At 54.1% G+C, this 12,560-nt stretch carries 10 protein-coding genes; 8 read left to right on the top strand and 2 right to left on the bottom strand.

Annotated elements, in window-relative coordinates; genetic code table 11:
- Positions 1-12 precede the first annotated feature (12 nt).
- The 7 genes from ICL55_RS05215 (at position 13) to ICL55_RS05185 (ending at position 8,593) form a co-directional block, all read left to right on the top strand.
- On the top strand, positions 13-1,473 hold the full coding sequence (locus ICL55_RS05215; protein ID WP_188094979.1) for a RagB/SusD family nutrient uptake outer membrane protein: 1,461 nt from the start codon (positions 13-15) through the stop codon (positions 1,471-1,473).
- A 10-nt stretch (positions 1,474-1,483) separates the two neighbouring features.
- Positions 1,484-2,653: a sialidase family protein gene (locus ICL55_RS05210; protein WP_188094978.1), complete on the top strand. Its 1,170-nt coding sequence runs from the start codon at positions 1,484-1,486 to the stop codon at positions 2,651-2,653.
- Positions 2,654-2,659: 6 nt separating this feature from the next.
- Entirely contained in the window at positions 2,660-3,817 is a 1,158-nt protein-coding gene (locus ICL55_RS05205; protein ID WP_188094977.1) for a sialidase family protein, read from the top strand.
- 22 nt (positions 3,818-3,839) lie between these two features.
- Positions 3,840-4,766: a dihydrodipicolinate synthase family protein gene (locus tag ICL55_RS05200; protein WP_188094976.1), complete on the top strand. Its 927-nt coding sequence runs from the start codon at positions 3,840-3,842 to the stop codon at positions 4,764-4,766.
- Between the two features lie 11 nt (positions 4,767-4,777).
- A complete protein-coding gene (locus ICL55_RS05195) occupies positions 4,778-5,686 on the top strand; it encodes an alpha/beta hydrolase (RefSeq protein ID WP_188094975.1) in 909 nt (302 codons plus the stop codon).
- A 19-nt stretch (positions 5,687-5,705) separates the two neighbouring features.
- Positions 5,706-8,294 (top strand): sodium:solute symporter family protein, encoded by a 2,589-nt coding sequence (locus ICL55_RS05190; protein WP_188094974.1) that lies wholly within the window; start codon positions 5,706-5,708, stop codon positions 8,292-8,294.
- A gap of 134 nt (positions 8,295-8,428) precedes the next feature.
- On the top strand, positions 8,429-8,593 hold the full coding sequence (locus ICL55_RS05185; RefSeq protein ID WP_188094973.1) for a hypothetical protein: 165 nt from the start codon (positions 8,429-8,431) through the stop codon (positions 8,591-8,593).
- 144 nt (positions 8,594-8,737) lie between these two features.
- On the opposite strand, the gene ICL55_RS05180 is transcribed toward ICL55_RS05185, so the two are convergent.
- Positions 8,738-10,741: a glutaminase family protein gene (locus ICL55_RS05180; RefSeq protein ID WP_188094972.1), complete on the bottom strand. Its 2,004-nt coding sequence runs from the start codon at positions 10,739-10,741 to the stop codon at positions 8,738-8,740.
- Positions 10,742-10,772: 31 nt separating this feature from the next.
- Between ICL55_RS05180 and ICL55_RS05175 the strand changes: the two genes are divergently transcribed.
- On the top strand, positions 10,773-11,183 hold the full coding sequence (locus ICL55_RS05175; protein ID WP_188094971.1) for a hypothetical protein: 411 nt from the start codon (positions 10,773-10,775) through the stop codon (positions 11,181-11,183).
- Here ICL55_RS05175 and ICL55_RS05170 read toward each other — a convergent pair.
- Positions 11,145-12,407, bottom strand: coding sequence for a hypothetical protein (locus ICL55_RS05170; protein ID WP_188094970.1), 1,263 nt, complete (start codon positions 12,405-12,407; stop codon positions 11,145-11,147). The two genes, ICL55_RS05175 and ICL55_RS05170, sit on opposite strands and share 39 nt — an antisense overlap.
- Between the last annotated feature and the right edge of the window lie 153 nt (positions 12,408-12,560).

Below are 12,560 nucleotides of genomic sequence, written 5' to 3'. Positions count from 1 at the left end.
AATCTAACCATCATGAACAAACGCTTTCTGATATACAGCTGCCTGATCGCTTTACTGCCGGCCTTTTCCTGTAACAAGGTACTGGAAGTAAAAACCGTTTCAGACATCACCAATGCCAGCTACTGGAAATCACCCGGCGATGTAACCGGCTACCTGACTGGTATCTATGCCCTGCTCCGTGGTACGGTCAACGATAAAAACTATTTCAACACCACTTATTATATGGAAGACCGCAGCGATGCCTTCATCGCCGGTCTGGAAGGCGGTATGTCCACTGCCTGGCAACAGAATCTCAACAGCGCCAATGCGCCCAACTGGCTGAACTATTACAATATCATTTATCATTGCAACCTGCTGCTGAAAAATGCGCCGGGCATCAATTTCCCCAACAGCACCGACCGCGACCGCGCTATGGCCGAGACCTATTTCATCCGCGCCTATACCTATTTCTGGCTGGTACGCACCTGGAGCGACGTGCCACTGATGCTGGAGCCCGTGGCCAGCAGCAACCAGCAACAGCCTTCACGCGCCGCCGCCACAGACATCATGGCACAGCTATTAAAAGATATCGATGCCGCCATCGCGCTGTTTCCAGAAGGTGCTTTCGTCAACAAAAGCCGGGCCTCCAAACCGGCCGCCTTCACCCTGAAAGCAGACGCCCTGCTGTGGAAAGCCAAAGTGCTCAAAGGCAATGACGCCGACCTGCAGGACGCTCTGACAGCGCTGCAACAAGTGGAAAGCACCGCCGGCCTTACCCTGCTCGACAATTTTGCTTCCATCTTCGCCACCAATAACAAGGCAAATGCAGAAATCATTTTTTCTGTTTATTTTAAAAAAGATGAACGGAGCGATATGTATGGCAGTCAGCTGAAACCAAGAGATATCTTTGTGCAGGACGCCATCAACAAAAATGACATTGCAGCGGCTAAAAACGGCGCCCGTAGCCAATATATGCCCAGCCCGAAATTTGAATCCATGTTTACCGACGCAGCCGACAAAAGAAAGAATGCCTCTTTTATCAAAGCCATCGGGCCCAACAATAAACTGATCGGCGTATTTGATAACAAATTCAGAGGCACCAAAGACACAGACTGGTTCTACGACGCCGATATCGTCATCTACCGGTTCGCGGAGATATTCCTGCTAAAAGCGGAAGTACTGGCAGCCCTGGGACGTGTATCCGATGCCGTTACTGCGCTGAACCGCACCCGGACGAGGGCGGGCATCGGCAACTATGCCGGTCCCATGGACAAAACCAGCGTGGAAAAAGAGATTCTGAACGAGCGTTTCCGGGAGCTGTGGCTGGAACAGAAAAGATGGCCCGACCTGCTACGTTTTCACTATGCAGGCACCATCAACGTATATACGGAAGTGCCTAATCTGAACGGGAAAAACGTACCCCTGTATTTTCCTATTCCGAAGGCGCAGATAGACCTGAACCCGAACCTGAAACAAACTGCCGGTTACCAATAAACCCATCATTATGAAACGGACCACCTTTAAAACACTGCTGTTATTCACCGCCGGCCTTTTCCTGCTGGCCTCCTGCAAGGGCGGCGGCAGCGAAAACATGACACCGGCGCCGCCGCCCGGTAACAATGGCGGCAATACCAACGATACTATTCCGTTTATTTTCCGGGAGAAGACCGGCGGCTATAGCTGCTATCGTATACCCGCCATCGTTAGGACAAAGACCGGCATCCTGCTGGCTTTCGCCGAAGCACGCAAAAACAATTGCAAGGATGAAGGCGATATCGACCTGCTGGTAAAACGTTCCACCGATGGCGGCAAAACCTGGAGCGACCCCATCATGGTATGGGACGACGCAGCCAACACCTGCGGCAATCCGGTGCCGGTGCTCGATGAACAAACAGGACGCCTCCATCTGTTGATGACCTGGAACCTGGGCGAAGACAATATCGGGGCTATCAATGCTGGCACCAGCAAAGATACCCGCCGCGTATTCACCACCAGCAGCGACGATGAGGGGCTTACCTGGGCGCCCGCCAAAGAAATCACGAAAGACGTAAAGAAACCGGGATGGGCATGGTATGGCACCGGCCCATGCCATGGCATACAACTTAAACGTGGCGCCCATAACGGCAGGCTCGTGGTCCCGTGTGATTATATGTCGCTCAAAACTGCGGATAGCCCTTCCCGTGATTCTGCCCATGTCATCTACTCCGACGACCATGGCCAGAGCTGGAAACTGGGCGGCGTTGCCAATAAAGACCACGGGGCGGAAAGCACGGTGGCGGAGCTGTCTACTGGACAACTGATGCTCAACATCCGCAACAGCGCCGGCGGCGCCAGGCTGGTGGCCAACAGCACAGATGGTGGCGCTTCCTGGCTGCCGGTCAGGGCCGACTATACGCTGGTAGAACCAGTATGCCAGGGCAGCCTGCTCTCCTGGAAACAATGGCTGTTCTTCTCTAATCCGGCCAGCACCGCCCGGGAGAATATGACCATCCGGCTTAGCACCGATGATGGCAACAACTGGAGCAAATCCTGTAAAATATACGGCGGACCTTCAGCTTATTCCGATATCGTGATGCTGTCAGAAACAGCGATAGCTATCTTTTACGAAGCCGGCTATAAAAAGCCCTATGAAGGGATTGCCTACAAAGTAGTACCTGTCACCGATTTTAAATAGAGAGATATGAAGACCAGCGTTTATGCCTGCCTGTTATGGATGTTCTTTTTGCCGAAGATGCTGCTGGCCCAGCGTGATAGCCTGGCACTGTTCAGCGCGGGCGCCGACGGTTACCGCAGCTACCGCATCCCGGTGCTGCTGACTGCCCCCAATGGCCACCTGCTGGCCTTCTGCGAGGGCAGGAAAGAAAGTGCCGCCGACGCCGGCGATATCGACATCCTCCTGAAACGTTCCGCCGACGGAGGCCGTACCTGGTCGGCCACACAGGTGGTATGGGACGATGGCGCTCACACCTGCGGCAATCCCTGCCCGGTGACAGATGCCGCTACCGGCACCATCTGGCTGCTGCTGACCCGCAACGAAGGAACGGACAAAGAACACGATATCATTCATAAAACGGCGACGCATACACGCACCGTCTGGGTGTCTAAAAGTAACGACAACGGCGCCACCTGGTCGAAGCCGGAAGACATCACCGCTACCACCAAAGACCCTTCATGGGGCTGGTATGCCACCGGACCGGGCATTGGCATACAGCTGCAGCACGGACCGCATAAAGGCAGACTGGTAGTCCCCTGCGACCATAGTTATGACGACAGCAGCGGCCATGTGGCCAAAGGACCTTTCGAATACGGCTCCCACGTCATCTACAGCGACGACCACGGCCAGTCGTGGCAACGGGGCGGCAACATCCGCCCTAAAGTCAACGAATGCCAGCTGACCGAACTAGCCGATGGCCAGGGTGGACTGCTGATGAGCCTCCGCTCCTATTTCGGCCGAGGACTACGTTCCCAGTCCACCAGCCACGACGGAGGCCTCCACTGGAGTGCTCCCGCCGACGTGCCTTCCCTGACAGATCCTGTCTGCCAGGCCAGCATCATCCGCTACCGCTGGCCCTCACGTAAACGCAACGGCATACTGCTGTTCCTCAATCCGGCCAGCGACAAACGTATGAACATGACGCTCAAAGCCAGCACCGACGATGGGCGCAGCTGGCAACTACTGCGCGTGCTACACGCCGGACCGGCCGCCTATTCTTCACTGGCCGTACTGCCCAACGGTGATGTTGCCTGCCTGTATGAAGCCGGCGAGAAAAATGCCTACAGCCAACTCATCTTCCAAAAAATCAGCAAAAAAATTATCCGCCATATCCATCAACAATAAGCACAACGAACACATGAACGACATGACAGCAACACGCATTCAGGGACTGGTGGCCGCACCATTTACACCTATGCACGCCGACGGACGTATCCATACCGAACGGATACACGAAATAGTACAAACACTGATCAGCAACGGCATCAAAGGGATGTTCGTCTGCGGCAGCACCGGCGAAGGGCCGTCCATGACCACCGCCGAAAGAATGGAAACAGCCGCCGCCTTCATCCGCGCGGCAGATAAAAAACTGAAAGTATTTGTACATGTGGGCCATAACAGTCTGCAGGAAGCACAACAGCTGGCTGCGCACGCCCAGGAACAGGGGGCCGATTTTATCTCCGCCACCCTGCCTACCTATTTTAAGATACAGTCCATACAAGGGCTGATCGACAGCCTCGCTGCCATCGCCGCCGGCGCGCCCAGGCTCCCGCTGTTCTATTATAATATCCCCGCGCTCACCGGTATCTCGCTCGATATGGTGGCGTTCCTTGAACAGGCCGCCGGCAAACTGCCTACCCTTGCCGGTATTAAGTACACGGCGCCTTTCATACACGATTTTCAGGCGTGTATGCATGCCAGTGAGGGACGCTACGAGCTGCTGTACGGTACCGACGAAATGTTGCTGAGCGCCCTCGCCACCGGCTCCCATGGCTTTATCGGCAGCACGTATAACTTCGCCGCGCCATTGTACAACGACCTGATACAGGCTTTCACCGATGGACAGCTACAGAAAGCGCAGCAGTGCCAGTTACGCTCCGTGGAAATGGTACGGATCATCGTCAAATACGGCGGACTGCGGGCACAGAAAGCCATGATGCGCATGATAGGCCTCGACTGCGGTAACGTCAGATTACCACTGGCACCTTTTGAAGAGAACGAGTATATTTCCATGGAAAAAGACCTGCGTGCCATCGGTTTCTTCGACTGGTGTACCCGGGTGCCCAAACCATAAAATCCACGTTCATGAAAAAGTTGCTTTTGCTCAGCATGCTGACAGCCAGTGCTTATATCGCGCAAGCCCAACAAGGTCCACCCATTCCTTTATATCCGCAGGGGGTGCCGAATGCCAAACCCGCACCGGCCGGCTATCAGGAAGACGCCGACAGTAACCGCGTACGAATGATCACCCGGCCGGAGCTGATTCCTTTTCCGGCGCCCGCCGGCAAAGCTACCGGCGCAGCAGTCGTGATCTGCCCGGGTGGCGGTTATGGCAGTGTGGTAATAGGCCGCGAAGGATACGCCATCGCACGGCGTTTCCAACAGGCAGGCATCTCGGCTTTCATTGTGAAATACCGGCTGCCGGATGACCGGATCATGCCCGACAAATCGAAAGGTCCGTTGCAGGACGCGCAACGTGCCCTGCAAATTGTACGGCAACGCGCGGCCGAATGGGGCCTTCAACCCGGAAAGACCGGTATCATCGGTTTTTCAGCGGGCGGCCATCTCGCTTCTACAGTCGGTACCCATTTTGAACACCCGGTCATCGACAATCCCGGACAACTCAATCTCCGCCCGGACTTCATGATACTCGTTTACCCGGTGATCAGCTTCACTTCGTATATGCATGCCGGTTCAAGGAAGGCATTGCTGGGAGAAAAACCTGATAGCGCCCTGGTAAAACTGTACAGCAATGAATTACAGGTAACGGCCAACACGCCCCCCACTTTCCTGCTGCATGCACAAGACGATAAAGTAGTGCCGGTACAGAACAGCCTGCTGTTCTACAACGCACTGGTCAACGCCGGCGTAAAGGCAGAGATGCACCTTTATCAGAACGGCGCACATGGCTTCGGGCTGTACAACAAAACCACGCAGGACGATTGGTTTGAGCGATGCCTGCACTGGATGCAGGCCAATAGCTGGATACCATGACCAGCGTAAAATACACGTCATGAAAAAACTGATTCTTCCTTTATTATTGATATGGGGTATGTCTTTCCGTACAACTGTCAGCCGCGGCCAGGAGCCGCCGGCCAGCTATTTCTCCTGGGGACAGCTCCCGGCGCTGCCGGACAACTATGGCTTCGCCGGATCTTTTGCCGGTGTGTCTAACCAGGCCCTGCTGGTAGCCGGCGGCGCGAATTTCCCGGATGGTGGCGCCCCCTGGAATGGCGGCGTTAAACAATGGCACGATCAGATATGGGTGCTGGAAAAACCGGGCGGTCCATGGAAGCAGGCCGGTAAACTGCCGGTGCCGCTGGGTTATGGCGTGTCTGCCACCTGGCAGGACGCGCTGATCTGTGTAGGGGGCAGCAACAAGGATGGTCATACCAACAAGGCGTTCCTCCTCCGCTATGCTAACGGTCAGGTACAAACGGAGCTGTTGCCCGATCTGCCTGTTACCTCCGCTAACGCCAGCGGCGCCCTCGACGGTGACGTCCTGTACATCGCTGGTGGTACCGAGGCGCCTTCCGATACTACTGCCACCAAATATTTTTGGGCAATAGATCTTTCCCGCCCTGCCGGCAGCCGGCGCTGGCAGGCGCTTCCACCCTTTCCCGGACCGGCCCGTATGCTGGCGGTGGCAGGTGTGCAACAACATCACTTTTACCTGTTTAGTGGCGTACATACGTATACGTTACCCGGCGACGCTACTATCCGTCGCACCTTCCTGACAGATGCCTGGTGTTATGGACCAGGCAAAGGATGGCGCAGTATTGCGCCACTGCCCCATCCTGTTGCCGCAGCGCCCAGCCCCGCCTTTACGGCGGGCCAGTCGCAACTGCTGATCTTCGGTGGTGATGACGGAAAGTATTTTGAGCAGAGCGGCCAATTAAAAGAACAGCATCCGGGCTTCTCCGATGATATCCTGGGTTACAATACCATCACCGACAGCTGGGCGGTTACCGGCCGTATGCCGGTGCAAAAGGCGGATGACAGCGTCACTAACCCCAACGGCAGCACGTGGGCGCCGGTAACCACGCCAACGGTGGTCTGGCAGGGGCAGCTGATCATCCCCGGCGGAGAAGTGAGGCCCGCCACCAGAACACCCCGGGTACTAACGGCCACGCCTACACAGCCGCCAAGTGGCTTCCGGCTCACCGACTGGCTCGTGGTAGGATTGTATTTCCTGTTGGTGGTAGGCATCAGCGTAATGGTATCACGCAACATGCAAAACACCACCAGCGATTTTTTCCTGGGTGGTGGCAAAATACCATGGTGGGCCGCCGGCCTCAGCATATTTGGCTCCAAACTCAGCGCCCTCACGTTCATCGCCATTCCGGCCAAAGCCTTCGCCACGGACTGGGTATACTTTCTCAACAACATGATGATTGTAGTGGTAGCACCACTCATCGTTTATTTTTACCTGCCCTACTTCCGCAAGCTGAAGCTCACCAGCGTGTATGAATACCTGGCCATCCGTTTCAGTCCCGGTGTGAAACTGCTGGGCAGCTTTACCTTTCTGATATTTCAGATCAGCCGGTTGGGCATCGTGATATACCTGCCGGCGCTGGTGCTAAGCGCCGTTACCGGGGTAAACATCATTATCTGCATTGTGGCCACCAGCGCCATCACCACTGCATATAGCGCCTCAGGCGGCATTGAAGCGGTTATCTGGACAGAAGTGATGCAGGTGGGCGTATTGCTGGGCGGGGCCCTGCTCAGTCTCGTATTCATCTCCCGTTCGCTGGACGGCGGTTTCGGGCAGGTGTTTACAGAAGCAGCCGCGCACGGCAAGTTCCGGCTGGCGATCCTGCAATCGGATATTACGCAGCCTGTGCTCTGGGTAATTTTTGTCGGCGGCTTCCTGACACAGCTGGTCACCTACTCGTCTGATCAGGTGGTGGTACAACGTTACCTCACCACTTCCACAGAAAAGGAAGCCCGGCAATCGATCTATACCAATGCCCTGTTGGTGATACCAGCCTCGCTCATCTTCTTCCTGGTGGGCACCGCACTCTGGGTATATTTCAGACATCACCCGGCCCACCTGAACCCGCACGGCAATACCGACGATGTGTTTCCATGGTATATCTCCCAACAGCTGCCGGCAGGACTTGCGGGACTGGTGATAGCGGGCCTTTTTGCCGCTACCATGTCCACCATCAGTTCCAGTATGAATGCTATCGCGACGGTGATCACCACCGATTTTTATCCTTTGTTCAGGCCTTCGGCCGATGACAGACAACGATTTGTATTCGCCCGCAGGATGACGGTGATGCTCGGTGCACTGGGCTGTGGCATTGCGCTCTACCTCGTGTCTTTGCACAATACCTCTATCTGGGACCAGTACCTGAAAATCATCGGGTTGTTTGGCGGATGCCTGGCAGGCATGTTCCTCGCCGGTATCTTTATTCCAAAAGTGAATGCGCGGGGAATCATCATTGGCTTTACCATCAGTGCCATTAGCCTGTATTTTGTACAACGATACACCACGATCAACTTTTTCCTGTACCCTGCCGTAGCGGTGGTGATTTGTGTGGTGACCGGGTATGTGGCTTCTATGGGCGGCAGCAAAGAGGCATCTCAGGCAGTATAAAAGCGGGAACTGTTGACAGCGTTGTGTGCAATAATTGCATCAGCATTAGTCGCAGCAACCTTCGTAAGACACTCATTTTCAGCCGTTTTTATTTCGGCATGTTTTTCCCGGTTAATTTTAAAAATCCGTTTTTTATGAAACGCAACCGTCACAGCAGAACGGCTAAAATGAACCGGGGCCGTTCTCATCACGAACAGGATGAACGGACCAACAACCCAACATCCGAACAGAACACGCAGAACCGGGAACAACCTATTGATACTACTAAAAAACATGGTGAACACCGTAAAGGAAAATAACACAAAAAGCCCCGGGCATAAGCCCGGGGTTTATTTTTCCGTGCGTCCCGTCCCTGTTCCCGTTCCCATCCCCATCCCCAGGACTAAAGTCCTGGGCTAAAAGTCTTGGGCTAAGATGTAAAATGAGAATCACGGACTGGGTGCTTATTTTCCTTTGTGCAGCTTCACATCCAGCATCTTCATAAAATATCCTCCCACCACGCTCCTTGCCTGAAACCCTACTTTTTTACCATCAACTGTTTCATGCCAGTCACTTAACGGAACTCGTGTAGGCGTTTCAGTGATATACTTATACAGCGGTTGTACAAAGGGTGTCATATCGTCCGCTAATACTGCGGTCCACATAATCCAGTCAGATTTTGTGTAAGTCTTCCGGCTGTCGAGTGGCAGGCCAAAGGGTTGTTGTTTTCCGAGGTAATAGCTTGTCTCCTTACTGTAAACAGCCTTTGGAAAGAGATGATAATCAAGCACTTTGTCCCATACCATATTATACTTCTGACTCCAGGTGCCCGGCTTGCCGAAGGCCAGCGTATAGTGGTCCCCGTCAGCAGCCAGGTCCTGCCATCTTTTAGCCATATCACGGGCCTGATCGTTGTATCGTGTAGCCGTTGCCGTTTCACCCAGCATGCCGGCCAGCATCGCATATGACTTGATGCCCATGATAGCTTTTAGCGAAAGGTTGGCATTACGCGCCAGATGCCCGGCAAAGTCATCTGTACATAACTGATTAGCCGGATCAAACCCGGCCTGCAGGAGGTAGTCGGCCCAGGTAGTCAGCGTTTTCCAATGTGCTTTCGCGTAACCGGCATTGCCCTCTACCACCGCCAGCGCACCCGCCAGGATCAGCATATTACCGGATTCTTCCACAGGCATATCTTCCCCATATACCTGCCCGTTAGCTAACGGATAAGTACCCAGATCATGCGCTGCAAATGGTTTGGTGTAACGTCCGCTTTCGGAATATTCAAAAATGCCGGTCATCATGCCCTTCAGCAGATCAGGGTTATACAGGAGGAAAAGAGGAGCCGATGGATAGGTAATGTCTACCGTATTAATACAGCCATTGCTGAAATTTTCTTTAGAGAGAAACAACAACTCTCCTTTGGGACCTTTCACCAGTTTGTGGGCGGCCACACTCTGACGGTACGCCAGTTCACACAAAGCAGCATACTGTTCGCCGCCGGCGGCGATGGCATCGGTACGCAGCTCCTTATCAAATGCCTCACATTGCTGTTGTACAGCGGCATAATCTTTCAACGCCGCGTTGAGCGCGTTTTCGATGGTAGCAGCCGGGGTATCTTTCCACCACGCTTTCAGATTGGTATTAAAGTACTGGATGGCGTAGAGGTCATCATATCCAAGCAGGAACAATTGCTCCTTCGGCGCAGTGCCCACCATTCCCAGCGACACGCTGGTGCTCAGCATCTGCTGAAGGTCTTTGTTGCCCTGGCCCGCCTTCCTGCCAGCAAAGCGCTGCGCTGCCTCAGCCGGGGAACTGACATACTGTGAAGGTTTCGCTGACGACGGCGCCCCTACATACAGGTAGCCCCAGTCGATACGCAGGTCATCTCCCTTCTTCTGCAATACCGGCTGCTGTACAGTGCCGGCTTTCAACAGGGACAGCTGCCCGCTGGTAAACTGCTTCGTGGCAACCGGCTGCAACGGCTCATTGACGGCCAGCCCGGTAGACGCGCCAAAATACACCTCCACCGCATGCTGCCGGGTGTCGGTCGCATGAACACAATAGGAAATGTAAGACACCGGCCTGGACATCAACCTAAGGTCCCGCACGAGCAAGGGCGATGTAAAGGTCAAAGTAAGGGCTATCTGTCCGCACCGGAACTGATACACCGTTTGGGTGGCATGCACCGCCACATCCGTCTGTTGTGCAGGCACAATGCCTGTTTCCGGTCCACCGGCGGAGGCACCCAGTACCCGGTACGTGACGCCGTCCACCTTCACCATGCCAGACAACGCCTGCTGCGCGCCTGTCCAGTGAACCGTGTTAGATTGATTCAGCGTGTCGGTATTGGACCAGACACTGAAATATGGATCGTGGGTTATCAGCGGGTAAGCGGGCGCTTTTTGCTGAGCATGGGCGTGGTATCCGGTGATACCTACACATAAAAGGACCAGGATTCTCTTCATAACGGGAATATTAAGCGTATTTTTTACAGTTATGAAAAATAGTAACCTTTTTCAGGAACAAAGCAGAAAAATGATGAGTGGTACTCCGATGGCCATGATTACTGCCGGCTTGCCCGATAGCGAAGCGCAGCGCAGTAATGACGGCAACTTTAAACCGACAGGTCGGATATCAGTGCGAAGATTACATTATATAGCTGACATTAAACAGCAGGTCTTATTGGAGCGCGCTAAGAAAGGATATCATCGCGCATGGATACCAACATCGGGGTGGAAAAAAAACGCAGACCCTGCAAACGCCTTGGAGGCCCTGAGAAGCCTTTTTAGTACGTTATTCAGATCTGCGCGTATCTTAAGTCAGATTATTTCGGAGCGCAAAAATAAAACAATTAAAATAAATTTTCAACTAAAACCAGATAAACCATTGTGGCTGCCAGCGTACTAAACTGGCGACAGCCCAGATGAGTACCGCCATGCCCAGGCTGCCCAGCGCTTTCCGGTTTTTCCAGGAGTAACCTAACAATACCGGCACCTCCCAATATTTCACAATTACATACAATAACAGTCCGCCGAGACCGATCCAGTTGAGCATCGGAATTGTCCGTTGCCCACCGGCCAATACACAGGCACATAACCAGCCCACGGTGAGCAGCTGCAGCCAGATATAGTTCTTTGTTTCGCAACGGGTCACCTCTTCGATCGACATGGGCAGCAGCATACACGCCAGCACCGCCGAGGTGGCGATCAATATTTCCGGCAGCATTGCCGGCAACGACACCAATACGATCCATAACAGCAGCGTGGCAGCAGTATATACGGCCAGCAGTTTATCGGCACGCCGCGATTCCACCGGAAACGGCAGTACCAGCCGCCTCAGTACGGTATGCAGATAAATAACAGGCGGTAAAGTAAACAGCGCCACCATGCCCGGCACCATCACCTCATAGGCGTACCAGTCCTCCGGAACACGGAACATCAGCCAGCCCAGTGCCAGGGTGGCCCCCAATGCCGGCAGCCCCACCTCGATGATGGCTTCCTTAGTGGTGCTACGCCTCTCCAGATGGTCCACCACATGTTCCAGATAACGTTTGATCAGGTCTTGCCGTGTAGCCACCGCCGTTAGCTGCGCCCACCAGGTGAAAACAGCTACCTGTAAAACTACCGTGCGCAACATCTGGTCGCCTATCAGAACACCCCAATAGATGCCGGCCACGCTGAGCAACAGCAGTTCCCAGGTCAGCATGCGCGGTGAGAAGATCCTGCGGAACAAACGATACAGCTTAGCATACAGCCAGCCATATATACGGCTCCAGTAACGGCTCAGCAACTGAATCAGGGAATATGCCGCGATGAGCCCCGCCAGCCCTATCAGCATCCGCGAGGCGGTAAACACGCCACGCAGCGCCTGCAACCGGGAAGGTTGCTTTACCTTATATACCAGCTCTGTATTGGTCAACAGCTCCGTGGCCAGTATACCCGCTTCCTCGCGGTTTACTGCTTTCAGTTCCTGCGCATGCCGCTGCCAGAAACTGTCGGCCACAGGCTGCCCGGCGTACGACTGTAACGTACCGTATTGATATAATAATTTCTTTTGGGAAACAGAAAGCCCCGACAAGGTCTGTGCGAGGTCATAATCCCGGGTTTGGGCGTATGCAGAACAGGTTAACATAACAATGATGACCATGATTACTGCTGATCGAAGCCTACAGCTAATACTCATACAATTCATTTTCTTACAGAAACATCCTGCAATATAAACAAACGGGAGTAGATCTTTCGTTTATATCCCCGATCAGCAGTACCCCGGGGCTGAAGCCCCGGG

Source organism: Chitinophaga varians (assembly GCF_014529945.1).
GTDB classification, from domain to species: Bacteria; Bacteroidota; Bacteroidia; order Chitinophagales; family Chitinophagaceae; genus Chitinophaga; species Chitinophaga varians.
This window is presented reverse-complemented; position numbering and strand designations above follow the sequence as displayed.